The organism is Sharpea porci (assembly GCF_009695655.1).
Taxonomy (GTDB): Bacteria; Bacillota_I; Bacilli_A; order Erysipelotrichales; family Coprobacillaceae; genus Sharpea; species Sharpea porci.
In genome coordinates this window covers 85,389-110,578 of sequence record NZ_VUNM01000002.1, presented here as the reverse complement: position 1 = coordinate 110,578, position 25,190 = coordinate 85,389, and the positions used below count along the sequence as shown (strand labels likewise).

Here is a 25,190-nt window from a genome sequence, read left to right as displayed (position 1 = left end):
TTAAAGTGCACCAACTAAATCAAGAGTAGGCTTCAATGTCTTTTCACCTGGTTTCCATTTAGCTGGACATACCTCATCACCATGTTCATGAACGAACTGACAAGCCTCAACTTTTCTCAATAATTCGTCTGCATTTCTTCCGACATTTCCGCTATTCACTTCATAAGCCACAATCTTTCCTTCAGGATTAATAATGAACGTTCCACGTTCAGCCTGCCCTGCATCTTCGATCAAGACTTCAAAGTCACGTGCTAATGTATGTGTTGGATCTGCAAGCATTGGATATTCTAATTTTGAGATTCTCTCAGAATGATCATGCCATGCCTTATGCACGAAATGTGTATCACAAGACACTGAATAGATTTCACAATTAATGGCTTTGAATTTTTCATAGTTATTCTGTAAATCTTCTAATTCTGTTGGACATACAAATGTAAAGTCAGCTGGATAGAAGAAGAAAACACTCCATTTTCCTAATAAATCTTCCTTATTAACTGTGTGAAATGCGTTATCCTGGAACGCCTGTACGCTAAATGCGCTTACTTCTTTGTTGATTAATGACATATAAATATTCCTCCTATAATTAAATCATTCATATGAATAGAAACTGATAAGTGATTGAAAAGGTAAAGTGCAGTTTCTATTCAATACGTGCTAAGTAAACTTGTTTTGTCGTTTACTGTATTTGTAGTATATCGTTATTTTATAATTATTTATTGGATAATATCTTATTATTTTTGTATTATTTCTTTATTCTTAAATATATATGCTATATAATGAAGATATCTAGGAGGAGTTCGATATGCAAACACAATATATTAAAGACGCAAATCCACATATTAATGATTTCCATCATTTACCCATCGCTTTAGAACATGATATTGTCTATGCAAAAAGCCATCATGAACAGCTATTACACTGGCATGATGAAGTTGAAATTATTCGTGTTAATAAAGGTCATATTCATTGTCATGTCAATGAATCAGATTTTCTTCTTTCGCCTGGTGAGCTTTGTTTTATCAATGTCGATCAAATGCATAAAATCTATAATTCGAGCAGTGAGGATTGTGATATTGACGTCATTTCTATTAAAGCTGAAATGTTAGCGAAAAATGAAGAAGTCTATGAAAAATTTATAAAGCCGATCATCCACAACAAGGAGTTTTCCCATGTTGAGATGGCCGGCAAGAATTCCTATGCATTATTAATTTCAAGTATGATCAATGATATCTATGTAATGATTGAAGAAAAGCCCTATGCCTATGAATTGGATATCATAGGCTATGTCTATATGATTTTTAGAAGGCTTTATCTTGTCTATATTACTAAGAAAGAAGAAGCACCCTATAGTACCGATACATCTCTACAGCGCCGCATGTCTACCTATATCTATGAACATTATGGAGAGAAGATTACGTTGGATGATATTGCCAGTGCTGCCAATGTGAGTCGTTCTAAATGTGCTTCATTATTCAAAAAATATACGCAATCTACACCCATTGCCTTTCTCAATAGCTATCGTCTTGAAATGGCTAGCCGTATGCTCGCTCGAGGTGAAGAAAGTCTAGCTGATATTGCTGTTATTTGCGGCTTTGGCGAACAAAGTTATTTCAGCCGACTCTTTACAAAAGAATATGGCTGTACCCCTCTTACTTACCGTAAAGAAAAACAACTCCTTTAAGAGTTGTTTTTAACAACAAAAAAACCTGGGTTATCCCAGGTCAATCTCAAATGGAGCCACATGCCGGAATCGAACCGGCATCTTCTGCATGGCAAGCAGATGTAATAGCCGTTATACGAATGCGGCGCTATATTTAAGATGCAAACTTACAAAGTACAAGCATAATAAATGGAGCCACATGCCGGAATCGAACCGGCATCTTCTGCATGGCAAGCAGATGTAATAGCCGTTATACGAATGCGGCATTTATTGCTTGTATTGTAATAACTAATGGAGCCACATGCCGGAATCGAACCGGCATCTTCTGCATGGCAAGCAGATGTAATAGCCGTTATACGAATGCGGCGTTTCCTTAGTGCCTCCATATAATAACATACACAAAAAATATGTCAACAAGAATATAGAAAAAAGGTTAACTTTTTGTAAAAGAATTTGATCCATCTTTCTATCAAGATGGATCAAAATATTATCTTTCTTCACTTATCATTCGACTATAGTCATAGAGAAGCATTGCAATAAGTAATTCTTTAGGAAAGACATTCACAAAGTTCAACATATCAATACTTTCATTTTGTGGATAAAGAAACATATGATACATACTTCCAACAAGTCTTTCTTTATTCATATCTTTGATAAATGTTTTCACATCTTCCTTCAATGTACCACTCATGTAATCCTGGTTACGATAGATTGCGAAACGATCAAGTGCTTCTTGTAAGAAAGTCTCAAAGTCATAGATTACTAGTTCATCTGCTTGTATAAGATCACCTAAGTCATCTATAGTCAGATATGTATAATCCTTTAACGCGAGAGGACTATGATTATTTCTTATTTGGAGGACTTCAGTTAATGGTGCATCATCATTGTTAAAGAGTGTTCTTTTTGAACTTTCAACAAGAAGAATATGACGATAAAAAGCATCAAAGAGCTTACCATTGTAGGTATGAAAGCTGTACTTCTTCCCTTCCAATATTCCTATTGTCTTAAGTCCAGTCAAATAGCCTAAGCGTTTGTTTCTGGCAATCACTTCAGGGTCAAAGTTCATAAATGTACCTAAGTCTGAATAAGGACGGGAATAGATAATATGTGGACGATTAAGATAGCATGCATGAATAATATCTTTGTCAGGTCCATGTAAGTCAACAGCAATGATTTCATCAGCACCCATTCTAATTGCTAAATCAATAGGTAAATTATCATAATAGCCACCATCAAGATATTTTTCTCCATCTATTTCAATCATTGGAAAAGCTGGAAAGCATGCGGCTGATGCAAGAAGATAGTCGTAAATGTGAATATATGGCATTTCATTTTTAGTGATATAAACAGGCTTTAAGCTAGGATACTTAACTGTGCATAAGCCAAAATCGATATTCGAGTCGAGAAGTGCCTTTTCATCAAGTAATCCTCTTACAATCTCATAAAAAGGACGTACATCAGCACCTCTATTTTCAAGATAACCCTTAAAGAAATTAACAGCTATCGCTTTTTGGGTCATATAATCTTCGCTCATTCCCTTTATATCAGGCATGCTCGCAAAGACATGATCAAAATCCAAATGATCCCATAGTTTTTCCATTTCTTCAATCGTATTTTTTTGAGCAATCATACAGGCATTAAGAGCACCTATGGATGTTCCTGTCACAATATCAAAATGATATCCATGTTCATAAAGCGCTTTAACAAAGCCAAATTCATAAGAACCTTTGGAGCCGCCGCCGGCTAATACAAGTGCACGTTTCATCTCTCTCACCTCTGCCCTTATTTTATCATAGATGATCTTCTTTCAAAAAGACGTCAAAGAAAAAGAATTGTTTTTAGTGTCTTGACACATGTGTTGAAAGAATAGAAAATATACAGGGGTGAGGAAAATGAAGAAATGTTTAATCGTTGTTGATTATCAAAACGACTTTGTCATAGGTACACTGGCAAGTAAGAATGCTCAAGCTATTGAAGGGAATATTGTTGATCTGATCAAAGCATATAGAAGTAATGGTGATGATATTATCTTTACCTTAGATACGCATGATCAGAATTATTTGAATACACAGGAAGGACATCAATTACCTGTTGCACATTGTATAAAAGGGACATTCGGTCATGAGCTTTATGGGCAGGTTCAGTCATTAAGCACTGGTTACAAGAAGATTGAAAAGCCAGCTTTCCCTTCTCTTGAACTGGGGAATTATTTAAAAGATCAAGATTATGATGAAATCAACTTTGTTGGTGTTGTAAGTCACATATGTGTAATATCGAATGCCATCATTGCCAAAGCGGCTCTGCCAGAAGCAACAATTAATATTATAAAAAATGCTGTAGCCAGTGAGGACTTAGATACACAAGAAGCTAGTTTTCAGGTTTGTGAAAACGGTTTACAGATCCACATCCTATAATTTTTGTTTATTTCCTAACAATTAATATTTTATTTATCTTTTTGACAATTTCATATTGATTATAAAGCTTTATAGCGTTACAATTAAAACCACTTAAAGGGGGATAAAGATATGTTAGATATCAGAGTTGAAGAAACCGCAAAATTAAAAGAAAAGCCTGATCAAAGCGCATTAGGTTTTGGTAAATATTATACCGATTATATGTTTGAAATTGATTGGGACAAGGATCAAGGAGGATGGCATGACGCAAGAATCATTCCTTATGCTCCATTACAGATTGATCCAGCAACAATGGTATTGCACTATGCACAGGAAACATTCGAAGGCTTAAAAGCCTATCGTAATCCAGAAGGCAAAGTACAGCTCTTTAGACCAGAAATGAATGCAAAACGTATGCAGAATTCCAATAAGCGTCTATGCATGCCTTATCTTGAAGTCGAAGATTTCGTACAGGCTGTTAGTGCTCTTGTTGAACATGAAAAAGACTGGATTCCAACAGCTCCAGAAACATCATTATATATTCGACCATTCATGTTTGCTTCCGAACCAGGTGTTGGCGTTCATCCAGCTGTCAGCTATAAATTCTTAATTATCTTAACACCAGTAGGAAACTATTATCCTGAAGGTGTTGCACCTGTTAAGATTTGGATTGAAGATGAATATGTACGTGCTGTTAAAGGTGGTACAGGCTTTACAAAATGTGGCGGTAACTATGCTGGAAGCTTAAAAGCCCAGGAAAAGGCAGAAGCTCATGGCTATACACAGGTATTATGGCTTGATGGTAATGAAAAGAAATATGTTGAAGAAGTTGGCTCAATGAACATTATGTTCTTGATTGATGATACTGTTGTCACTGCACCAACTGAAGGAACTGTTCTTCCAGGTGTTACAAGAGATTCAATGTTGACAATTCTACGTGACTGGGGCTACAAGGTTGAGGAAAGAAAACTTCCTGTTGAGGAACTTATGGCTGCAGGTCGTGAAGGTCGTCTTAAGGAAGCATGGGGCACTGGTACAGCAGCTGTTATCTCCCCTGTTGGTGAACTTTACTTCAAAGGTGAAGAAGTTGTTCTTAATGACTTCAAAACTGGTCCATTAACACAGAAATTATATGATACATTAACTGGTATCCAGTGGGGTAAATTACCTGATCCACACAACTGGGTTAAAGTTATTGATTAATTCATGAGAGGTGCTTGGCACCTCTTTTCTTTTTGTCAGAAAATAAAAAAAGATGACCATTATTCACGGTCATCTAATAGAATATAAGGACGAATTGAACCCACATATTTAGTTGCTGGACGAACAATACGGTTACTATAAAGCTGATCTTCAATAATATGTGCTACCCAGCCAACAGTTCTTCCAATAACAAATAACAATGTATAAAGGTCTTCCGGTATGCCAAGCATGTCATAAATAAGACCAGTATAGAAGTCAACATTCGCGCAGACATTTATCCCTTTGCGTTCATGAATTTCGGCAATCGCTTCCTTCGCGAAACGTTTGTAGAAGAGGAATTCATCATGACGTCCCTTCTCGATTGCTAGCTCGCCACACTTCTTCTCTAATATTTCAGCACGTGGATCACTTAATGTATAAACAGCATGACCAATACCATAAACAAGCCCACTGTTATCATTAAAATCTTTATCCATGATACGCTTAATGAGTTTTCTGATTGTTCGATCATCTGCATCAATACCTATCTCATCAATAGCCGCAAGCATTTGCTTTCTCACCGCTAAATTAGCTCCACCATGGCGTGGACCCTTTAGTGAGCCAATTGATCCTGAAATAGCTGAATAGAGGTCTGTACCCGTTGATGAAATAACAACCGATGTAAATGTTGAGTTATTACCTCCACCATGATCCGCATGCAGCAATAAGCATCGATCAAGCACTTCTGCTTCCTGCTTTGTATACTTTCCATCCGGTCTCAACAAATAAAGAATCTGTTCTGCAATACTCAGATTTGGATCAATGTGATGAATAACTAATGATGCATTATCAAAGTTATGAATTTTTGTTGCATATGTATAGCAAACAATAACAGGAATCTTTGCGATTAAATTAATACCCTTTTCAATTAAATCCCAAGTATCCCTGCTATCAGGATCATATTTGTCATAACGATACATCATTAAAACTTCCTGCTGGAGTTTATTCATCAAGTTCTTTGATGGGAAATTCAGAATAGAATGTTCTAGATAGCGATCTGGTAATTCATAACGATGGGCAATAATATTTTTAAATATTTCTAATTCCTGACGGTTAGGCAAATGCCCAAAAAGAATCAAGAAACATACTTCTTCAAACATATAACGTCTGCCTTCGGACTTAGAGACAATATCTGACACTAATATACCGCGATAATATAGCTTGCCATAATCATCTATTTTCTTTCCATCTACCTTACGATATCCTACAACATCCGATATTCTTGTCAATCCCACAAGAACACCCGTACCATCTTCATTACGTAAGCCTTTTTTTACTGAATACTCTTTATAAAGCTCATTTTTAATGGATTCGTCTTCTAAAGACTTTTTCAGACTTTTCTTGACAAACTCACTCATTAATAGCACCCCTCTCATGTATTGTTTTTATCTTACCATACCATTACATAATTGTATACAATTTATTCTATTCTTTTTCCGATTTTTATACTTTCACAAAGTTATACCACATTCTTTTGTTTTATACACAAATTAAAAGGAGCATATGCTCCTTTTAATCAATAAATCCTAATTTCTTACATGCTTTATAAATGCCATCATTTTCTGCATAATCCGATACATAGTCTGCTTTGCTTCTCAATAGCTCATTACCTGTTGCATGGCTTTTCAAAGCAACCTTATACCATTCATCACGAAACATCACCATGTCGTTTTCTGCATCACCAAAGACAAACACATCCTCATCTTTGCCACCGACAATTTTCAGCATATCTTTAATACCTTGATCTTTCTTGTCATGTTGATAAGTGAGATAACCGTCACCAAAGCGTACATGTCCAAGACTATCTTTTAGCGTTAGTTTGTCTTCATCTTCTTGATTGATGGCAAGATAGATTTTATAAATATCTTTAACCTCTGCATAAGACTTATTGGGATCAAAGTAATAGCGTGTTGGTTCCTGTCTTAAGCCCACTTGCTTGATAAAGCGTTCGTCATTCATAAAGACATCAATAGAGTCATCAAAGGCCACCAACGTTCCTAAATCAAGCTGATTTGCTTCGTTCAATAAAGCCAGTGCCTTCTCTTTATCTAACGGCTCATTTTTTACCATTTTATCATCCAAGACAATACCCGCTCCACCATTGCAGACAACATTGTGAATATGAGCCTGACGAGCAACATCCTTCGTCTTATAGTAAGCTCTTCCTGAGGCAATAGCGACAAAATGTCCTGCCTTTTGTAAGCACTCAATAGTTTTGAGGGCACTTGGAATAAGCTGTCTTGTTTCAAGATTTGTCAAAGTCCCATCGATATCAAAGAAAAAATATTTTCTACTCATCTTTTCAATACTCCCCTTATTTTCATGCGTATATTATGCATCTTGAATGGCCAATTATCAACCACCGTTGTATAGACATGAACATAAAGAATACTTAATATAATCATGCATACAAACCAGAAGAGATGAATCTTTGCATAGGGAAGAATATCAACAAGATTTGGGAATTTATAGATGATTGTATTTGATAATGTAAATGTACAAATCAATACAATGACATTAATAATTGTAAATGGCTTTGAGACTTTATATACCACTATATAAGCTATAAAGTTCGTGACTAAGAAGCAGTAGGTCACATAGTCAATATTATCAAGCTTAAAGAAAGATTTAAGCAGGAGCATAAACATGACATGGGTCACAACCGCTAGCGCACAAGGAAAGGCAATATGCATAACATGTTTTAAGAATCCTTCACTTACAACATTTGGATTCTTCTGTAAAGTAATAAAGAACGAAGGAATGCCAATCGCAAAGGCTGAAATGAGGGAAAGCTGGAAAGGCGTAAATGGATAAACAAGCCCGATTGCTCCAAATATCAATGAAAGCAAAGTAGAGTAGATGGTTTTTGTGAGATAGAGCGAGCTCACTTTTTCAATATTAGCAATAATCGTACGCCCTTCTTCAACAATCTCTTTCATACTTGAGAAATTCGAATCAATCAAAACAATATGTGCTGCTTGTTTTGCCGCATCCGCACCATTTGCCATAGCAATACCACAATCTGCATCCTTGATTGCCAGGACATCATTAACGCCATCACCAACCATCCCAACGATATGTTTTTGTTTCTGTAAAGCTTTGACAATAAGCTGCTTTTGTTCAGGTTTAACACGACCAAAGACATGACAATCACCAATCACCTTAGCCATTTCATCAATATCTTGAGGCAAAGTTGAGGCATCGATATAATGGTCAGCATCTTGCACGCCAGCTAGCGTACAAACACGCGCTACCGTTACTGGATTATCTCCTGACAATACACGAATAGAGACTTTGGCATCTTCAAAGAATTTGAAGGTCTCCATTGCGTCTTCTTTGATAATATCCGATATGACAATCATTGCCGCTTTTTGTATATTGCTGATGGTTTCGTGATCAGCATTAATATCACATTTTGCCAAAAGCAAGACACGCATTCCTTCCTGGGCATATTCTTCCACATGACTCATCAATTCTTGATCATCTCTCGCAAGATAATCCGGTGCGCCCAAAGCAAATGATCCAAGTTCCTTAAAAGTGATAACACGATATTTACGATCACTTGAAAATGGAATTTCATCAATCTTTTGATACTCATCATTTTGCGTAAAATAGGCTTTTAACGCCTTCTGAGTGGCGTTTTCATCATCAGAGGCATAAACATATGTGCCCATCAGTTTCTTAAGCATATCAGGAGTATATGAGCCTAAAGGGATAAGATATTTCACTTCTAGCTGCCCAGTCGTAATTGTCCCAGTCTTATCGAGACAAAGCTCATCTACACGTGCTAACGCTTCAATTGCTTCCATCTGCTGAACAAGAGCTTTCTTACGAGCAAGCCGTCCTACCCCAATGACAAATGACAAAGATGTCAATAATACAAGCCCCTCAGGAATCATCCCGACAACACCGCCAACCGTTTTAACAATAGCTGCTGACCATGTCGGATTTGCGGCATACTGTGCCTTAAATAGCAAAAAGCCTACCGGAATAATGATAATGGATAATATAAAAATAATGCGTTCAATCGTATCACGCATAATACTCGAAGCAAGATTCTTATCCTTTGCCTGAGTAACAATTGTCGAAGAATAATTATCATTACCAACGCGAATAACTTTGGCGACACCCGTACCCGCAGATACAAATGTACCAGCTAAAAGCTCATCTCCCTCATCCTTTCTTACAGGCTTCGTTTCCCCCGTCAGCAATGCCTCATTGAGTTCTAAGCCATGGCTTTCAATAACTTTGCAGTCAGTCGAAATCTGGTCTCCTACTGCTACATAAAGCACATCATCCATAACAATCTCATTAGTAGGAATAGTTTGCTTCTGACCATCCCTAAAAGCTACCGCATGTTTCGCAGTCACGATAGAAAGCTTGTCGATTGTTTCCTTAACTTTTAATTCCTGGACAATACCAATAACCGTATTAACAATAACAACCATCAAGAATGTCATATTCTTGATTTGTCCAGTTGAAAGCACAAATAACCCTAAAACAACATTGACGAAGTTAAAATATGTGAGTGTATGTTCCCGAATAATTTCTTTCTTGGTTTTCGAAATATCATCAGAAGTCCTATTAACCTGATGCTTTCTCACACGTTCATCAACCTGTTCCTTTGTCAACCCATCATATCGCATTTGCCTTCCCCCTTAGCATCTACTAATATTATTATAGCATTGCGAACACATTATGAACAAAAAACTGTGAATGCACAAAAAAAACATCACTCCTAAGAGTGATGTCCTGTCTTCTAGATGGCGCGGCTCGAGGGATTCGAACCCCCGCACACCTTGCGATGCCTTCCGGTTTTCAAGACCGGTCCCTTCAGCCAGACTTGGGTAGAGCCGCATGATCTATTTGACTTTCATTGAATGGTGGTCTCTGCCGGAATCGAACCAGCGACACGGGGATTTTCAATCCCCTGCTCTACCGACTGAGCTAAGAGACCATAACTGGCGGTCTGGACGGGGCTCGAACCCGCGACCTCCGCCGTGACAGGGCGGCATTCTAAACCAGCTGAACTACCAGACCAAATGGTTGCGGGAGAAGGATTTGAACCAACGACCTTCGGGTTATGAGCCCGACGAGCTACCAGACTGCTCCATCCCGCGATATGAAATTCTTAAATGGTAGCGGGAGGGGGATTCGAACCCTCGACACTCCGGGTATGAACCGAATGCTCTAGCCAACTGAGCTATCCCGCCATATTCGATGACAAATGAAATGGTGGAGCTTAGCGGGATCGAACCGCTGACCTCCTGCGTGCAAAGCAGGCGCTCTCCCAGCTGAGCTAAAGCCCCATCACATGGTCGGGAAGACAGGATTTGAACCTGCGACCCCCTGGTCCCAAACCAGGTGCACTACCAAGCTGTGCTACTTCCCGATTTGTATCGAATAATCTTTTAAGAAATGGCGCGCCAGACAGGAATCGAACCCGTAACCTCTTGTTCCGTAGACAAGCACTCTATCCAGTTGAGCTACTGGCGCATCTCTTTTGAAAGCCTCGCTTATAATACCAACTATTGAATCGATTGTCAATAACTTTTTTAAATTCTTTTTGATTTGTTTTTTTGACATCCACTTAATCCGTTGGAGTTATTGCTTGTCTATATTAACATATGCATTAATGTTTGAAAAGAGTTATTTTGAGTTTTTTCCATGTTTTTTTATCAAAAAGAAAAAAAGAGCACTTACGCTCTTAATAATTAGCTATGTCTTCTATTCTTGGCACAATCAGAATATAAGCCGGTTCTTTTATTTCCAGCATCAGCTCCTGCATGATTACACTTGGAACACTTACACATCCTGCAGTATTCCCCTTGCCATTGCAATGAAGAAAGATGGCTGAGCCTTTGCCATATTCAACCGGATCATAGTTATAGCCAATATTCATGCCAAATTCATATTGGAAATGTGCTACCATATGTTCCTTATCATCAGCCGGATGATCACCTTCATAATATCTATTCGCATATTTGCCCCAGGCTTCTGTATCATCTCCCCAATAAGAATGTTCATTGAGTTTGTGATAAGGCATATTTGTACCAATATTCTCACCAAATCCAAAAGCTTCCGTCAATTTGTAAGCGCCAATAGGTGTTGTTTTGTCTCCTGATATTTTATGATCACTTAAGCCGTTCTCTCCACAACGTGCATCCATTGTTTCAAGCACCTTCTTAAAAACACCATCAACCTTGCGCCATAAGCTTGCCTGATAATAAGAAACGCCTTCACAATGATCATATGGACCATAAACGAGCACAATATGCTTTGTATGCTGGCTTAGTATTGTGGAACACAATAAATCCGCAATTCTTTTATCTATATTTTTCATAAATTCCCTCACTGCGCAGTATTGTACATGATTTTTCATAATATGAAAAGAGATATCAATGTAATGCTAAAAGAAATATAAAAAAAGAGCTGTTGCATAAAAGCTACAGCTCATTTATCTATTGAACTTTAATATATGTGTATGTATATGGTGAACCAACCGCCATCTTATAGATCATTCCAGGTTTATTTGTACGTTGCAAAGTTGCTGCTCCACGTTGGAATAAAGGAATAAATGCATAATCTTCCATCATGATCTTTTCCGCTTCTAGGAGCTCATTCCAGCGTTTGCTAGCGTCCGTCTCTAATTGCGCTTGGTGCATAACCTGGTCAAAAGCAGCATTATTCCATTTACCACGGTTATTAGAGTTGTCTGACAAGCCAAGATTGAGATACGTAGTTGGATCAGCATAGTCCGGACCCCAGTGCTGCAATGCAATATCGTATTCACCAGCATCCTGTGCGGCAATACGCCCCTGTCTTGTTGTTGCACGATTCGTAACCTTTAGTCCTTTAAGCTTACTTAAAGCGCCTTGTAAATATTCTGCTACTGTGTCTTCTGGCGATTCATCAGAGCCATAAAGAATTTCTATATCAATCGAAGACTTATTCAGTTCTTTAAGTCCCTCATCAAGATACTGCTGTGCCTTGGCAAGATCATAGTGTGTATAATCACCACTATCATCACGGAAATCCTTACCTGTCTTTGGATTATAAGCTAACGTCTTTCCGACCATGCCACCTACTTTACTTGATCCATCTTTTAAAACATTCTTCGTGAAATCATCACGATTGATTGCATAAGAAATAGCTGCACGAACATTCTTGTTTGCCAGCGTACTTCTTCGATGATTGATATTGATATAGAAGACATAACCCATTTGGAATTGTTTATAGGATTTATCTTTCTTATATTTATCAACTAACGATGAATTGATAGCTGCATAGTCGAGTGTACCATTTGTAAAATTAAGTGCTGCCGTTGATGGATTTTGTTTTAAGAAAAGATTTAATTTATCCAGCTGCACTTCTTTTGCTAAGAAAGAATTTGGATTTTTCTTGAATTCCATCTTGTTATTCTTTGTCCACTTTGTTGCAATAAAAGCACCACAGCTCAACATATGATTAACATCAGTAGCATATTGCTTACCCATCTTCTCCACATATTCTTGATTTTGTGGATAGAAGCAAGAGAATGTCATAATATCCAAGAAGTAAGCAATTGGTCTTTCAAGTGTGACAACAACTGTTTTGTCATCAGGTGCTTTAATACCTAATGTATCTAACTGCTCCTTAGAAGCATTAACACCTAGCTTAGCAATTGCATCTGCATTTTTAATAGATGCACCATCACTTGTAAACATATAAGCATATTCGCTTGCATTCTTTAAAGCACGTTGCCATGAATAAACAAAATCTTGGGCCTTTAATGGATACGTTTTACCATTAAGATCCGTCCATTTTAAATTATCTCTAAGCTTGAATGTATAAACCGTATGATCATCATTCAAGCTATAGCTCTTTGCAAGCATGGGTACTGTCTTTCCTTTCGCATCAACGCCCATTAACCCTTCTGTCGTCGCATGGAGCGCACTCATACTTGCGGGATCCGTCGCAAAAGCCGAATCCATCGTGACAATATCGGTCTCCAAGCCAAAGTTATAGACTTTCTGCGTATCCGTCTTACCGCCACATCCTGACAATAGCAGCCCCATTGTTACAAAGAGCGCTAACATTTTCCTCATAATCATTTCCTCCTATACTTATAAATCATTATCACACAAGTAAGCAAGCGTGGTCAACAAATACATCAAAGTATAAAAAAACATCACTCCTAAGAGTGATGTCCTGTCTTCTAGATGGCGCGGCTCGAGGGATTCGAACCCCCGCACACCTTGCGATGCCTTCCGGTTTTCAAGACCGGTCCCTTCAGCCAGACTTGGGTAGAGCCGCATGATCTATTTGACTTTCATTGAATGGTGGTCTCTGCCGGAATCGAACCAGCGACACGGGGATTTTCAATCCCCTGCTCTACCGACTGAGCTAAGAGACCATAACTGGCGGTCTGGACGGGGCTCGAACCCGCGACCTCCGCCGTGACAGGGCGGCATTCTAAACCAGCTGAACTACCAGACCAAATGGTTGCGGGAGAAGGATTTGAACCAACGACCTTCGGGTTATGAGCCCGACGAGCTACCAGACTGCTCCATCCCGCGATATAAAATTATGGTGGACCCTGTAGGACTCGAACCTACGACCAAGCGGTTATGAGCCGCCGACTCTAACCAACTGAGCTAAGGGTCCTACGGAATCAAATGGTAGCGGGAGGGGGATTCGAACCCTCGACACTCCGGGTATGAACCGAATGCTCTAGCCAACTGAGCTATCCCGCCATATTCGATGACAAATGAAATGGTGGAGCTTAGCGGGATCGAACCGCTGACCTCCTGCGTGCAAAGCAGGCGCTCTCCCAGCTGAGCTAAAGCCCCATCACATGGTCGGGAAGACAGGATTTGAACCTGCGACCCCCTGGTCCCAAACCAGGTGCACTACCAAGCTGTGCTACTTCCCGACAAATAAGCACCGTAAGAATGGTGCCCTGGGCCGGAGTCGAACCGGCACGGAGTTTGAAGTCCGCGGGATTTTAAGTCCCGTGCGTCTACCAATTTCGCCACCAGGGCAATGGAGGTTCCAGCCGGACTTGAACCGACGATCGAAGAGTTGCAGTCTTCTGCCTTACCAACTTGGCTATGGAACCATCTCTTTGCGGTGCTCACTTAATATACACTATTATTTCTATTTATGCAATAGCTATTTTATAAAAACTTAAAGTTTTTTTAGAGATGTTCTCTACGTCTTGTCGATTCTCTAAAGCATTCTTTCAAAGTTTCATCATCATCGTCATAGATAGCTTTTTTCATAATATCAAGCTGCTTTTCAAAGTGTCTAATTGATGACAAGAGATAACGCTTATTATTAAGGAAAAGCTCTGTCCATAAATCTTCGTTAATATTTGCTATACGTGTTAAATCTCTAAAAGAGTCACCGATATACTTTCCTGTATCATATTTTTGTGTATCACTGTTCATAAGGGCTACAGCCATGACATGGGGCAATTGTGAAGTATATGAAATAATTTCATCATGTTCATAAGGCGACATAATCTTGACGCTTCTAAAGCCAAGTTTTCCTGCTAACAGCTGCATCTTCTTGATTTTCTGTTCATCATTGGTTTCATGCTGAATGATAATAAAATTCGCATTCTTAAATACATCAGCCGATGCATAAGCATACCCTTTCTTTTCTCTGCCTGCCATTGGATGTACAGAAATATATTCAACATCATCAGGAATCATCTCTAACGCCTGTTCAATAAAATAGCTCTTAATACCAACAGCATCACTGACAACACTTCCTGATTTAAAATGAGCATTCTTTATAAAATCTAGGACAAGTGATGGATATAGGCAAATAATCGTAAGATCTGTCTCAGGTATAATCTCCTCACCATCAACAAATCCTTCAATAATACAACCATCTTCTTTTGCTCTATTAAGTGTATCAACATCTTTATCTACACCATAAACCTCATATCCTTTTCCCTTTAACGCTTTGACAAAACTACCACCAATAACGCCTAACCCTACTACCGTTATTTTCATAAACGCACCCCCCTTTTTGTGGCATTATAACATACAAGCAAAAAAGATGCATGATGATTCATGCACCTTCGTCTAATGACGTTTTTCTTCCAACATTGCCAATTTGAAATTAATAAGTTTTTCTGATAAATCGACATAATACTGATGAGGATATTCTAAACGGAAGATTTCATCCCACAATAAATCTTCCTGTGCTTTACGATAGGCTCTGATTTCATCTAAAGTATATTCAGGATAAACAACTTCCCCATTATGGAAGACTGGTTTCTGTAATTCAAAGTATTCATAGCTGCCAGCCTTTAATGTTTTATTCTTCCAACGGTCCAGTAAAGAATAGATTGTAAGATCTTTATTCACATCAATTTTTTCATCCGCAAACATAATAATATCTGCAAATGCTTTGTTTGTTTCTTTTTCAATAAGACGGTAAACCTTTTTATAGCCTGGGTTCGTGATCTTTTCCGTATTTTCAGAAATCTTGATCTTTGGAATAATATGACCAGCAACTTCCATAGCACACATCTTGTAAACACCACCAAATACCGGTGCACTCTTAGAAGTAATCATGTTTTCCCCTACCCCAAAGCTATCAATGCGCGCGCCTTGTTCAAGCACTGAACGAATAAGATATTCATCAAGCGAATTGGAAATAGATATCTTACAATCCGTTAAACCAGCAACATCAAGCATTGCTCTTGCTTTCTTTGTCAGATAGGCAATATCACCAGAGTCAATACGAATACCAGAAAGACGTTTTCCCATTGGAGCTAAAACTTCTTCAGCAACATTAATGGCATTGGGAATACCACTCTTTAATACATCATAAGTATCAACCAAAAGAACACAAGAATCAGGATAAACTTCAGCATAAGCCTTGAAAGCCTCATATTCACTATCGAATGACTGGACAAAAGAATGTGCCATAGTACCTAATACAGGAATGCCAAACATCTTGCCAGCAGCAACATCCGCTGTTCCTGATACACCACCAATATAGGCAGCTCTCGCCCCGTAGTTAGCACCATCATACCCCTGAGCACGACGACTGCCAAATTCCATAACTGGTCTGCCTTTGGCTTCTTGAACAATACGATGAGCTTTTGTCGCAATTAAGGATTGATGATTCATCGTAATCAATAAGAATGTCTCAATCAACTGTGCTTCAATAAGTTTAGCTCGCACTGTCACAATTGGTTCATAAGGAAATACTGGTGTTCCTTCAGGAATAGCCCAGATTGAACCTTGAAATTTAAAATGACGTAAATAATCAAGGAATTCTTCATCAAAGTGATTCAAAGAACGTAAGTATTCAATATCCCCTTCACTAAAATGCATAAACTTGATTGCTTCAATAAGCTGTTGTAATCCTGCCGCTACAACAAACCCGCCTTTATCCGGGTTATTACGATAAAACATATCAAAATATGCATACTCATTCTGCTTGTTTTTCTTATAGTAACTATAAGCCATTGTAAGTTCGTAAAAGTCCATAACCAATGTTATATTTCTTTCACTATTAACCGTTGTTTTCATTTGTTTCACCTCATAACATGAGTTCATCATACGCTTTTATTTCTCAAAAATAAAGCAATATGTGAAAATTATGACTACATTGTCATGACATCTGTCATTAACTCTAATTGAAAGCTCTTACGTTCTATAATCTTCATAAGTCCACTTGTAAATCAAAAATAAAAGTATAAAATGGCTTAAGGAGTAGAACATATGAACGAAGAAAACTATTTAGAGTGCGAAAAATATTATATTTTTGCCGCCTTAATCTTTATTGCTGGATTTTATGGTGGTTATACGATGACTGTCCGTGGTGGCTTATTCGCCAATGCTGCTAGTGCCAACATGGTCCTATTTGCGATTGCTATCGGCATGCACAAATTTGAAAAAATTTATGTTTATATTTTGAGTTTTATTGCTTATATGCTTGGCACAATCGTAAGTGAACACTGTGGTTTGCTAGCGAAAAAGATTGGCCGGCTAAGATGGGATACATATATGATTGGTATTGAAATTCTTTGGATTCTTCTCTTAGCCTTCCTGCCTGCCAACGTCCCAGATCTTGTTTATCAGCTTTCTATTAACTTTATATGTGCAATGCAATTCAATACATTCCGCCAAGCCGAAGGAATTGGTATGGCAACCGTTTTTATTACTAACCATACAAGACAGACTGGCAGCTATTTAACAAGATGGATCAGAAAGCCTTATGAACTAGCTTATCTCAAGAAGAGTGCTAGACACTTTGGCATGATTCTTTGCTTCTTCCTGGGAGCATTGACTTCATCCTATTTTGGACAATACCTCCATACAAAGACATTATTAATTGCCACAGGCCTATTAATTCTCATCTTTATTGACTTTGTCCATGCTGATCTTTTCATTGAAAAAGACCGTATTCTTGAAACACCTCGTGGTCACTAGACCGGGTGTTTTTTTCTTGCAATTTTCTTGCAAATAAGAAAAAAACATCTATTATAAATATCATGGAGATTAAGAAAAATATTGAATTAAAAGATTATCTTACAATGAAAATTGGCGGCAAGGCTGCCTATCTTGTCGATATAACTAATAAGCATGATGTTGTTGATGTTATGAACTGGGTAAAAGAGCACCACATTAAATTCTTTGTCTTGGGAGGAGGAAGTAATACTTTAGCAAAGGATGAAGGTTTTGATGGTATCATCATTCATAACATGATTAAAGGAATCAAGAAAATTCATGAAGATAGCACTTCAGCTACATTTTGTGTTGGTGCAGGTGAAATTCTTGATCATTTTATTCATTATACTGTTCAAAATAATCTTTCTGGAATGGAAGCCATGAGCATGATTCCAGGTACGATTGGTGCAACACCCGTCCAGAATGTCGGAGCATATGGTCAGGAGATTGCAGATACATTTGTCGAACTCACTGCCTATGATACATCAACAAATGAATTTGTAACATTAAGCAAGAAGGATTTACACTTCTCTTATCGCAACTCAATTCTAAAGCATGAAGCCTGGGGACGTTATATCATCTGTGATGTAACAGTTTGCTTGAACAAGAGCTTACCAAAGCCTCCTTTCTATGCACAGGTTCAAAAAACACTCGACGAGCAGGATATCCACGACTATACACCTCAAACCATCAGGGAAACTGTTATTAAGATTCGCACACAAAAGCTACCTGACCCTCACCTCATCCCTAATTCAGGCTCTTTCTTCAAGAATTCCGTTATCACCACCGAGCAACTTAACGAACTCAATAAAGAATATCCGGAATTAAAGGGCTTTGTTGTGGATGAAAACCATGTCAAGATTTCAACTGGCTGGCTAATTGACCAGAGCGGTCTTAAAGGGCAAAAGATTGGACATATGCGTGTCCATGACAAGAATGCACTTGTCCTCACCAATCTTGATGCAAAAAGTTATCATGATCTTGCAAGCGCAAGAGAAATAATCAAAGCAAGAGTCTATGAACGCTTTGGCATTACAATTGAACAAGAAGTATTAGAAATAGCCTAGTTTCCACTAGGCTATTTTTGTTTTAAAAAAGGAAGATCTATTGATCTTCCTGCATTGCCATTTTCTTTAATGCATCACGAGCAGCATGCTGTTCAGCACGTTTTTTACTTGTTCCAACACCCGTACCAAGCACAGTGTCATCTAAAACAACATTCATGGTAAATTCTGGGGCATTGGCTGGCCCTGTTTCATTCACAAGAACATAAGTCACAGACTTACGATCATCAGCCTGTATAAGTTCCTGAAGTTTTGTCTTATAGTCAGTAATATCCTCATTATGTTTAACATCTTCAATATGCATAAAGATTGTACGCTCTAGAATCTTGAGCACTTCATCCTTACCACAATCAAGATAGATAGCACCAACAAAAGATTCATAAATATCACAAAGAATGGCATCCCTATTTCTTCCTCCGCTCTTCTCTTCACCAACACCCAAATAAATAAGCTGATCAAGTCCAAGTTCTCTTGCAAAGCGAGCGAGTGACTCTTCACGAACAAGTTTACTTCTTAATGTTGTGAGCTGTCCTTCAGGATACTGAGGAAACTTCTTGAAGATATATTCGGATACATAAAGCTGTAAAACAGCATCACCCATGAATTCTAGACGTTCATAGTCCTTTCCGCCTTTCTCATTTGCATAGGATGAATGCGTAAAAGCTTCTTTATAAAGACCTAAATGCGTAAAGGGAATATTTTCTTGAATCAGGAAATCTAGTATTTTCATGCTTTAAGTCCCTCTCTTAGCTGATCAACAACATGATTTTCAATCATTTTATACGTTAAGAACATTGCACTTTCAAAAGCTTGTGCATCGCTTGCCCCATGTGCTTTCACCAAAGCATGATCAAAGCCCATCATCAATGCTCCACCAACCGTCTTATAATCAAACTTATCTTTAACAGAATAAATGGCTGGTTTAGCAATCAAGGCACCAATCTTTCCTCTTGTAGAGCTCATTAAGCCTTCTTTGACAGCCTTCATAACAATGAGCGCTGCACCTTCAGTTGACTTCAAGGCAATATTGCCACTAAAGCCATCTGTAACAATAACATCAGCATCGCCCTTCAAGATATCTCTTCCTTCAATATTACCTACAAAATTCACTTTTCCAGCGTCTTTCATTTCTGTCAAAAGCTTATAAGCATTCTGATGCATTTCATCACCTTTATGTGGCTCCACACCAATATTCAACAATGCCACTTTAGGATTTCCAATATCACGCACATTCTTGCAATATAGTGATCCCATAATAGCAAAATCACCAAGCTGCTCTGCAGTATTTTCTGCATTGGCGCCAACGTCTAATAAGCAAGTCCCATGACCATTAAAAGTAGGTAATGTAGCCATTAAGCAGCTCTTTGAAACGCCTTCAATTCTTTTGACAAAAAGCATCGCAGCTGTATAGTAGGCACCCGTTGAACCACATGATACAACACCATCAACCTCGTCATTTCTTGCCATCATCAACGCCTTAACAAGCGAAGACTCCTTCTTACGTCTAACGCCCATGACACTATCTGTCATTTTCACAACATCACGGGCATCAACAATTTCTACATTGTCCAAATCTTTCAAAGATTCTAATTCTTCCATTTTACCAACAACAACTAATGTTGCGTCACGATGTTCACTTGCGAAATTTCGACATGCTTCCACAACAGGAGCACTCCCTAAATCGCCAGACATTGCATCTACTGCAATTCTCATAATATCACCTCAATTGCGCCCATTATAACATAACTAATCCATATAATCATTAGCGCTTTTTATGTTTTCAATGATTGTTTGTATATAGGATTGATATTCATCATATTTATAGTAGCTTTCAATCATTTCAATTGCATCATCACGAGCCATTTCAAGAATATCAAAGTCTTTAAAAACATCACCTATCACAAATGTTGCTAAACCCGATTGCCTTGATCCTAAAATCTCCCCTGGGCCACGCGTCTCTAAGTCATAGCGTGAAATCTCAAAGCCATCATTATGACTCTCTAAAAATTGCAAACGCTCAATTGCTTCCTCATTTGTCGCCTTTGACAACAAATAACAATACCCCTGTTCACTACCTCTGCCAACACGTCCACGCAACTGATGAATCTGACTCATTCCAAAGCGTTCAGCATCATAGATTACCATAAAGTTAGCATTATGAACATCAATACCTACTTCTATAACAGTGGTAGAAACAAGAATTTGTATTTTATTTGCCGCAAACTCATCCATGACCCTATTCTTATCCTGATCACTAAGACCGCCATGCAACAAACCAACATGATAATGCGGCTCAAAATACTTTGCCATGCCTTGTGCAATCTTAATAGCTGATGTCATCGGATAGTCCTCATTATCTTCAATAGCAGGACAAATCACATAAACCTGTCCACCCGCTTTAAGATAATCCTTAAGCTCTTTTAAGAAAGGCTTCATACTTGCAGACTGAAAATATTTAGTAATGACCGGCTTTCTGCCTGAAGGCATCGTATGAATGGTTGAAACATCCATATCCCCATAGAGCGATAAAGCCAAGGTTCTTGGTATAGGCGTTGCACTCATGACAAGAAAATCAACAGCCTTCCCTTTATCCTTAAGTGCTTTTCTTTGTTTGACACCAAAACGATGTTGTTCGTCCGTAATGACCAAACCTAGACGCTTATACCGGACTTTCGCCTGAAAGAGCGCATGCGTCCCTACAACGATATCAATATCACCCTGCGCAAGTGCCTGATAAATTTCTTCCTTTTTATTAGGTGTAAGTGCCCCCACCAGCAAAGCAATTTTGATATCCGTATTCTTGAAAAACTGCGTTAAAGTTCGATAGTGTTGAGTTGCTAAAACTTCCGTTGGAGCCATAAGTGCCCCTTGATAGCCAGCAAGATAATTCGCATAAAGCCCTATTGAGCTAACAACCGTTTTGCCACTCCCAACATCCCCCTGCAAGAAGCGATACATGATGGTCGGCTTCTCAAGATCTCTTAAAATGGCTTTTGTGGCTTCCTGCTGGTCCTTTGTCAGATGATAAGGAAGGGTTTTTAAAAAGGCATTGATTTCTGGATGACTGAAGACTTTCGCCTCGCCTGCTTCATTTTCTCTTTGAATACGAATATATTGCATAGTCAGCTGGAATTTTAAAAATTCCTCATACTTTAAAGACTTCAGGCTTGCCACAATACGTTCTTTTTGTGTTGGATTATGAACTTCATAAAGAGCATCTTTCTTATTCATATAGTGATATTTTTCTTTGAATTCACTTGGCGTAAAATCCACAATATGATTGGCTGAAAGCATCAACGCCTTATTAACATACTTTTGAAACTGTTTATCCGTAATCCCTTCTTTTAATGAATAAATAGGATAAATACCTCCCATTTCATCTAGCGACTTTGTCAACATCGTACTTGCTGTAATCGCATGATCAGAAAGCTTGCCCATAATCGTAACCACGACGCCCATCTTAAGATGAGGTCTTAGGAAATGACGATTGAAGATAACAACATTATACTCTTCTTCCTTGATTTTCACCTTTACAGAAAGACGTGAAAAACGTCCTTTAAAGAATATCTTGGGCGTTGAGATAATATGTCCTTCAACACAGATTTTACCATCGTTACCCCCTGGCCATATTTCCTTGATTTCATCATAGCGATAAGGCAAATGCATATAAACATCCTCTAATGTATGCAAGCCCATGCTTTCCAATAAAGCCTGTCTATTTGTAGATGTTGTTAGTTTACTTAAATCATTCATCTTCATCACCAAAAACATCATAACACAAAATAGCTGCTGAATTGACAATGAAAATCATTCAAGTTAAGATATGAAGCAATGAAAGGATGATCATTATGGCTTATTTTGATTTTGCAGCAAACCCTCCAGTTGACCAACGTGTCCTGGATACATATTATAAAACAACACAAGAATTCTATGCAAATCCTAATTCATTCCATGCCTTAGGTCTTGCCTCCAAGCATAAGCTTGATGAAGCAAGTGCCCATATCGCAAAATTGATGGGATGTGACAAGGATGATATCATTTATACAAGTGGAGCAACCGAAGCCAACAACCTGGCGATTAAAGGTGTATGTGAGCGTTATAGGAATAGAGGTAAGCATATTCTTATTTCTTCACTTGAACATAATTCTATTACCGCATCCGTCACCGCTCTTACCAAGCAAGGCTTTGAAGTGGAATTGATTCCACTTGATCGTGATGGTCGTGTTGACATAGATGAACTACAAGATTTGTTAAGAGAAGATACGATTCTTGTCAGTATCGTTGCTGTTGATAGCGAACTTGCGATTAGACAGGATATTGAATCACTGGCTCATTATGTTAAAGAACATTCTCAGGCTTTCATGCATGTTGATGCTTCACAAGCTATTGGTAAATGTCATATCGACTTTTCTGAATGTGATCTGATTACCTTAACGCCACATAAATTCTATGGTATCAACGGAACAGGAGCACTTATTAAGAGAAGCAATGTTAGTCTGATTGCCCAGATTGATGGTGGTCGTTCAACAACAATTTACCGCAGTGGAACACCTGTTGTTGCTAATGTTGTCGCCTTTGATAAAGCATTAACCCTTGCACTCAATGAAGAAGATGAACGTACACAAAAAATCACCGCATATCACGATGACCTATTGAGCTTCATTAAGAGCTATAAACATATCCATATCAATACAACCAAGTATTCACTCCCTCATATCATTAATTTTTCCATTACCGATATCACAAATGCACGCTTTGCGGACAGCCTTGAAAAACATCAAGTCTATGTTTCCGCCAAGACATCTTGCTGTCCCGCAAATATGCCTAGCAAGCTTGTCTTCGCCTTAACACATAATAAAGCTCTCGCCTTAAACAGCGTCCGTGTCAGCATTTCCCATCTCAATAGTGCTGATGATATTGCGGTATTCAAACAGGCATTCGACCTCGCATATAAGGAGACTTTTCATGAATAAAACACAGGAAATAGAAAGAAGTATCATTAAAACATATCGTAAAGACATCTGGCATAATTTCATTAAGGGTTTGCAGGATTACCAGATGATAAACGAAGGTGACAGAGTCATGGTCTGTATAAGTGGCGGGAAGGACAGCTTCTTGCTTGCGAAATGCATCCAGGAATTAGAACGCCATGGCAAAGTGCATTTTACTGCTCACTATGTATGTATGGATCCAGGTTATAATGAATTCAATCGACAATTCATTGAAGACAATGCCAAGCTTCTTGGAATCCCTTTAGAAATCTTTGAAACAAATATCTTCGATGCCGTAAGCTCTGGAGATTTCAAGAACCCATGTTATTTCTGTGCTAAAATGCGTCGTGGCTATCTTTATAAACAAGCTAAACAGCTTGGCTGCAACAAGATTGCCTTAGGCCATCATATGGATGATGTTATTGAAACAACCCTTCTTAGCATGTTCTATGGTGCGGAAGTAAAGACTATGATGCCAAAGCTTCATTCAGAAAACTGGGATGGTGTAGAACTAATCCGTCCTCTTTTCAAAGTAAGAGAAGAAGCCATTATCCGATGGCGTGATGGCAATGACCTCACATTTATCAACTGCGCTTGCCGCTTTACGGAAGGCTGTTCTTTAATCAATGATGGTACAAGTAAACGCAAGGTTGTTAAAGAATTCATCAAGAAAATGAAAAAAGACAACCCTAATATTGAACATAATATCTTTGTTGCTATGGAAAATGTCAACCTTGGTTGTGTCATCAGATATAAGAAAGATGGTATTGAACATAGTTTCTTAGATGAATATGATCAATAGTTTGTCTATAGGTTCCTATTATTGCATTACATAAGTTTAATGTATTGGTCTCTCGTTCATTATTTTTCTATAATAATCGCATGAGGTGATGAAACATGGCATTGGATGAAGTGAGAAAGACCTTCGAAAAAGAAGGTATCGCAAATCGTATTATTGAATTAGATGAATCAAGTGCAACAGTTGCTGATGCAGCCAAAGCTTTGCATACAGAAGAAGCCCGGATTGCGAAGTCAATGAGTTTTCTTGTTGATGATCAGGTGAATATCATTGTTATGGCTGGTGATGTTAAGATTGATAATCATAAATACAAAGAATACTTTCATAAAAAGGCAAAAATGGTGCCTTTCAATGAAGTAGAACAACTAACAAGCCATCCTGCTGGTGGTGTTTGTTCCTTCGCTTTACCAAGTAACGTCAGCGTCTATCTTGATCGTTCACTTAAACGCTTTAAAACAGTCTTTCCAGCATGTGGTTCGCGTAACAGTGCAATCGAACTTAACATTAATGAACTCGAACAATATTCCAGCAATGTCCAGGACTGGGTGGATGTAACGAAGCTAGCCTAAAAGCCGCTGTAACA

Annotated in this window: 20 protein-coding genes and 21 tRNA genes; 8 read left to right on the top strand and 33 right to left on the bottom strand. The window is 38.3% G+C overall.

Annotated elements, in window-relative coordinates; genetic code table 11:
• On the bottom strand, positions 1-564 hold the full coding sequence (gene ahpC / locus FYJ79_RS01825) for an alkyl hydroperoxide reductase subunit C (protein WP_154514263.1): 564 nt from the start codon (positions 562-564) through the stop codon (positions 1-3).
• A 238-nt stretch (positions 565-802) separates the two neighbouring features.
• Between ahpC and FYJ79_RS01820 the strand changes: the two genes are divergently transcribed.
• The gene (locus FYJ79_RS01820; RefSeq protein WP_154514262.1) at positions 803-1,681 is read left to right on the top strand and encodes an AraC family transcriptional regulator; all 879 of its coding nucleotides are present in this window, start codon (positions 803-805) and stop codon (positions 1,679-1,681) included.
• Positions 1,682-1,732: 51 nt separating this feature from the next.
• On the opposite strand, the gene FYJ79_RS01815 is transcribed toward FYJ79_RS01820, so the two are convergent.
• The 4 genes from FYJ79_RS01815 to FYJ79_RS01800 all read right to left on the bottom strand — a co-directional run bounded on the left by FYJ79_RS01815 (position 1,733) and on the right by FYJ79_RS01800 (position 3,425).
• Positions 1,733-1,807 (bottom strand) — tRNA-Gly (locus FYJ79_RS01815).
• 43 nt (positions 1,808-1,850) lie between these two features.
• Positions 1,851-1,925, bottom strand: a tRNA-Gly gene (locus FYJ79_RS01810).
• Positions 1,926-1,952: 27 nt separating this feature from the next.
• Positions 1,953-2,027: transfer RNA gene (locus FYJ79_RS01805), tRNA-Gly, on the bottom strand.
• A 120-nt stretch (positions 2,028-2,147) separates the two neighbouring features.
• Positions 2,148-3,425: a patatin-like phospholipase family protein gene (locus FYJ79_RS01800; RefSeq protein ID WP_154514261.1), complete on the bottom strand. Its 1,278-nt coding sequence runs from the start codon at positions 3,423-3,425 to the stop codon at positions 2,148-2,150.
• Between the two features lie 127 nt (positions 3,426-3,552).
• Between FYJ79_RS01800 and FYJ79_RS01795 the strand changes: the two genes are divergently transcribed.
• Positions 3,553-4,074: a cysteine hydrolase family protein gene (locus FYJ79_RS01795; RefSeq protein WP_154514260.1), complete on the top strand. Its 522-nt coding sequence runs from the start codon at positions 3,553-3,555 to the stop codon at positions 4,072-4,074.
• 111 nt (positions 4,075-4,185) lie between these two features.
• A complete protein-coding gene (locus FYJ79_RS01790) occupies positions 4,186-5,256 on the top strand; it encodes a branched-chain amino acid aminotransferase (protein WP_154514259.1) in 1,071 nt (356 codons plus the stop codon).
• 59 nt (positions 5,257-5,315) lie between these two features.
• Here the strand turns inward: FYJ79_RS01790 and FYJ79_RS01785 are convergent, their stop codons facing one another.
• The 25 genes from FYJ79_RS01785 to FYJ79_RS01665 all read right to left on the bottom strand — a co-directional run bounded on the left by FYJ79_RS01785 (position 5,316) and on the right by FYJ79_RS01665 (position 16,832).
• Complete coding sequence (locus FYJ79_RS01785; protein ID WP_154514258.1) at positions 5,316-6,653, bottom strand: citrate synthase; 1,338 nt, start codon at positions 6,651-6,653, stop codon at positions 5,316-5,318.
• Between the two features lie 154 nt (positions 6,654-6,807).
• Positions 6,808-7,593, bottom strand: a complete 786-nt coding sequence (locus FYJ79_RS01780) for an HAD-IIB family hydrolase (RefSeq protein ID WP_154514257.1) — start codon at positions 7,591-7,593, stop codon at positions 6,808-6,810.
• Positions 7,590-9,941, bottom strand: coding sequence for an HAD-IC family P-type ATPase (locus FYJ79_RS01775; protein ID WP_154514256.1), 2,352 nt, complete (start codon positions 9,939-9,941; stop codon positions 7,590-7,592). The genes FYJ79_RS01780 and FYJ79_RS01775 overlap by 4 nt, the downstream gene beginning before the upstream one ends.
• Positions 9,942-10,059: 118 nt before the next feature.
• A tRNA-Ser gene (locus tag FYJ79_RS01770) sits at positions 10,060-10,152 on the bottom strand.
• Positions 10,153-10,176: 24 nt separating this feature from the next.
• A tRNA-Phe gene (locus FYJ79_RS01765) sits at positions 10,177-10,252 on the bottom strand.
• A gap of 5 nt (positions 10,253-10,257) precedes the next feature.
• Positions 10,258-10,335: transfer RNA gene (locus tag FYJ79_RS01760), tRNA-Asp, on the bottom strand.
• A 3-nt stretch (positions 10,336-10,338) separates the two neighbouring features.
• Positions 10,339-10,415, bottom strand: a tRNA-Met gene (locus tag FYJ79_RS01755).
• Positions 10,416-10,431: 16 nt separating this feature from the next.
• Positions 10,432-10,508, bottom strand: a tRNA-Met gene (locus FYJ79_RS01750).
• A 20-nt stretch (positions 10,509-10,528) separates the two neighbouring features.
• A tRNA-Ala gene (locus FYJ79_RS01745) sits at positions 10,529-10,604 on the bottom strand.
• Positions 10,605-10,610: 6 nt separating this feature from the next.
• Positions 10,611-10,687 (bottom strand) — tRNA-Pro (locus FYJ79_RS01740).
• 27 nt (positions 10,688-10,714) lie between these two features.
• A tRNA-Arg gene (locus FYJ79_RS01735) sits at positions 10,715-10,791 on the bottom strand.
• 211 nt (positions 10,792-11,002) lie between these two features.
• Positions 11,003-11,638 carry a L,D-transpeptidase family protein gene (locus FYJ79_RS01730; protein WP_195836985.1) on the bottom strand — a complete coding sequence of 212 codons (636 nt, stop codon included), beginning with the start codon at positions 11,636-11,638 and terminating at the stop codon, positions 11,003-11,005.
• 118 nt (positions 11,639-11,756) lie between these two features.
• Positions 11,757-13,382 carry a peptide ABC transporter substrate-binding protein gene (locus tag FYJ79_RS01725; RefSeq protein ID WP_229771286.1) on the bottom strand — a complete coding sequence of 542 codons (1,626 nt, stop codon included), beginning with the start codon at positions 13,380-13,382 and terminating at the stop codon, positions 11,757-11,759.
• A gap of 115 nt (positions 13,383-13,497) precedes the next feature.
• Positions 13,498-13,590, bottom strand: a tRNA-Ser gene (locus tag FYJ79_RS01720).
• 24 nt (positions 13,591-13,614) lie between these two features.
• A tRNA-Phe gene (locus FYJ79_RS01715) sits at positions 13,615-13,690 on the bottom strand.
• A gap of 5 nt (positions 13,691-13,695) precedes the next feature.
• Positions 13,696-13,773 (bottom strand) — tRNA-Asp (locus FYJ79_RS01710).
• A 3-nt stretch (positions 13,774-13,776) separates the two neighbouring features.
• A tRNA-Met gene (locus FYJ79_RS01705) sits at positions 13,777-13,853 on the bottom strand.
• A gap of 11 nt (positions 13,854-13,864) precedes the next feature.
• Positions 13,865-13,941, bottom strand: a tRNA-Ile gene (locus FYJ79_RS01700).
• 12 nt (positions 13,942-13,953) lie between these two features.
• Positions 13,954-14,030, bottom strand: a tRNA-Met gene (locus FYJ79_RS01695).
• Between the two features lie 20 nt (positions 14,031-14,050).
• Positions 14,051-14,126, bottom strand: a tRNA-Ala gene (locus FYJ79_RS01690).
• A 6-nt stretch (positions 14,127-14,132) separates the two neighbouring features.
• Positions 14,133-14,209, bottom strand: a tRNA-Pro gene (locus FYJ79_RS01685).
• A 20-nt stretch (positions 14,210-14,229) separates the two neighbouring features.
• Positions 14,230-14,318, bottom strand: a tRNA-Leu gene (locus FYJ79_RS01680).
• A gap of 2 nt (positions 14,319-14,320) precedes the next feature.
• Positions 14,321-14,395: transfer RNA gene (locus tag FYJ79_RS01675), tRNA-Cys, on the bottom strand.
• 79 nt (positions 14,396-14,474) lie between these two features.
• Entirely contained in the window at positions 14,475-15,299 is an 825-nt protein-coding gene (locus tag FYJ79_RS01670; RefSeq protein ID WP_154514253.1) for a prephenate dehydrogenase, read from the bottom strand.
• A gap of 72 nt (positions 15,300-15,371) precedes the next feature.
• Complete coding sequence (locus FYJ79_RS01665; RefSeq protein ID WP_154514252.1) at positions 15,372-16,832, bottom strand: nicotinate phosphoribosyltransferase; 1,461 nt, start codon at positions 16,830-16,832, stop codon at positions 15,372-15,374.
• 192 nt (positions 16,833-17,024) lie between these two features.
• Between FYJ79_RS01665 and FYJ79_RS01660 the strand changes: the two genes are divergently transcribed.
• A complete protein-coding gene (locus FYJ79_RS01660) occupies positions 17,025-17,735 on the top strand; it encodes a YoaK family protein (RefSeq protein ID WP_154514251.1) in 711 nt (236 codons plus the stop codon).
• A 5-nt stretch (positions 17,736-17,740) separates the two neighbouring features.
• Complete coding sequence (gene murB / locus FYJ79_RS01655; RefSeq protein ID WP_326803060.1) at positions 17,741-18,820, top strand: UDP-N-acetylmuramate dehydrogenase; 1,080 nt, start codon at positions 17,741-17,743, stop codon at positions 18,818-18,820.
• A gap of 37 nt (positions 18,821-18,857) precedes the next feature.
• On the opposite strand, the gene rnc is transcribed toward murB, so the two are convergent.
• From rnc to recG, 3 genes are read right to left on the bottom strand one after another with little or no spacing between them, the layout of a single operon-like run.
• Positions 18,858-19,547 carry a ribonuclease III gene (gene rnc / locus FYJ79_RS01650; protein WP_154514249.1) on the bottom strand — a complete coding sequence of 230 codons (690 nt, stop codon included), beginning with the start codon at positions 19,545-19,547 and terminating at the stop codon, positions 18,858-18,860.
• Positions 19,544-20,530, bottom strand: a complete 987-nt coding sequence (plsX, locus tag FYJ79_RS01645; protein WP_154514248.1) for a phosphate acyltransferase PlsX — start codon at positions 20,528-20,530, stop codon at positions 19,544-19,546. Before plsX ends, rnc begins: the two co-directional genes overlap by 4 nt.
• 33 nt (positions 20,531-20,563) lie before the next feature.
• Positions 20,564-22,570: an ATP-dependent DNA helicase RecG gene (gene recG / locus FYJ79_RS01640; protein ID WP_154514247.1), complete on the bottom strand. Its 2,007-nt coding sequence runs from the start codon at positions 22,568-22,570 to the stop codon at positions 20,564-20,566.
• 95 nt (positions 22,571-22,665) lie between these two features.
• Here recG and FYJ79_RS01635 point away from each other — a divergent pair, with 95 nt between their 5' ends.
• From FYJ79_RS01635 to FYJ79_RS01625, 3 genes are all read left to right on the top strand, one after another.
• Positions 22,666-23,790, top strand: a complete 1,125-nt coding sequence (locus tag FYJ79_RS01635) for a cysteine desulfurase family protein (protein ID WP_195836984.1) — start codon at positions 22,666-22,668, stop codon at positions 23,788-23,790.
• The gene (locus FYJ79_RS01630) at positions 23,783-24,610 is read left to right on the top strand and encodes a tRNA 2-thiocytidine biosynthesis TtcA family protein (protein WP_154514245.1); all 828 of its coding nucleotides are present in this window, start codon (positions 23,783-23,785) and stop codon (positions 24,608-24,610) included. The genes FYJ79_RS01635 and FYJ79_RS01630 overlap by 8 nt, the downstream gene beginning before the upstream one ends.
• A 95-nt stretch (positions 24,611-24,705) precedes the next feature.
• Positions 24,706-25,176 (top strand): YbaK/EbsC family protein, encoded by a 471-nt coding sequence (locus FYJ79_RS01625; protein ID WP_154514244.1) that lies wholly within the window; start codon positions 24,706-24,708, stop codon positions 25,174-25,176.
• The last annotated feature ends 14 nt before the right edge of the window (positions 25,177-25,190 follow it).

Excerpts from the sequence above, each read along its gene's own strand:
- FYJ79_RS01780 (WP_154514257.1), bottom strand. The coding sequence starts at position 7,593 with ATGAGTAGAAAATATTTTTTCTTTGATATCGATGGGACTTTGACAAAT.
- FYJ79_RS01630 (WP_154514245.1), top strand. The coding sequence starts at position 23,783 with ATGAATAAAACACAGGAAATAGAAAGAAGTATCATTAAAACATATCGT.
- FYJ79_RS01795 (WP_154514260.1), top strand. The coding sequence starts at position 3,553 with ATGAAGAAATGTTTAATCGTTGTTGATTATCAAAACGACTTTGTCATA.
- FYJ79_RS01820 (WP_154514262.1), top strand. The coding sequence starts at position 803 with ATGCAAACACAATATATTAAAGACGCAAATCCACATATTAATGATTTC.
- FYJ79_RS01785 (WP_154514258.1), bottom strand. The coding sequence starts at position 6,653 with ATGAGTGAGTTTGTCAAGAAAAGTCTGAAAAAGTCTTTAGAAGACGAA.
- FYJ79_RS01665 (WP_154514252.1), bottom strand. The coding sequence starts at position 16,832 with ATGAAAACAACGGTTAATAGTGAAAGAAATATAACATTGGTTATGGAC.
- plsX (WP_154514248.1), bottom strand. The coding sequence starts at position 20,530 with ATGAGAATTGCAGTAGATGCAATGTCTGGCGATTTAGGGAGTGCTCCT.
- FYJ79_RS01625 (WP_154514244.1), top strand. The coding sequence starts at position 24,706 with ATGGCATTGGATGAAGTGAGAAAGACCTTCGAAAAAGAAGGTATCGCA.
- FYJ79_RS01725 (WP_229771286.1), bottom strand. The coding sequence starts at position 13,382 with ATGAGGAAAATGTTAGCGCTCTTTGTAACAATGGGGCTGCTATTGTCA.
- FYJ79_RS01660 (WP_154514251.1), top strand. The coding sequence starts at position 17,025 with ATGAACGAAGAAAACTATTTAGAGTGCGAAAAATATTATATTTTTGCC.
- FYJ79_RS01730 (WP_195836985.1), bottom strand. The coding sequence starts at position 11,638 with ATGAAAAATATAGATAAAAGAATTGCGGATTTATTGTGTTCCACAATA.
- FYJ79_RS01800 (WP_154514261.1), bottom strand. The coding sequence starts at position 3,425 with ATGAAACGTGCACTTGTATTAGCCGGCGGCGGCTCCAAAGGTTCTTAT.
- FYJ79_RS01790 (WP_154514259.1), top strand. The coding sequence starts at position 4,186 with ATGTTAGATATCAGAGTTGAAGAAACCGCAAAATTAAAAGAAAAGCCT.
- FYJ79_RS01635 (WP_195836984.1), top strand. The coding sequence starts at position 22,666 with ATGGCTTATTTTGATTTTGCAGCAAACCCTCCAGTTGACCAACGTGTC.
- recG (WP_154514247.1), bottom strand. The coding sequence starts at position 22,570 with ATGAATGATTTAAGTAAACTAACAACATCTACAAATAGACAGGCTTTA.
- FYJ79_RS01670 (WP_154514253.1), bottom strand. The coding sequence starts at position 15,299 with ATGAAAATAACGGTAGTAGGGTTAGGCGTTATTGGTGGTAGTTTTGTC.
- rnc (WP_154514249.1), bottom strand. The coding sequence starts at position 19,547 with ATGAAAATACTAGATTTCCTGATTCAAGAAAATATTCCCTTTACGCAT.
- ahpC (WP_154514263.1), bottom strand. The coding sequence starts at position 564 with ATGTCATTAATCAACAAAGAAGTAAGCGCATTTAGCGTACAGGCGTTC.
- FYJ79_RS01775 (WP_154514256.1), bottom strand. The coding sequence starts at position 9,941 with ATGCGATATGATGGGTTGACAAAGGAACAGGTTGATGAACGTGTGAGA.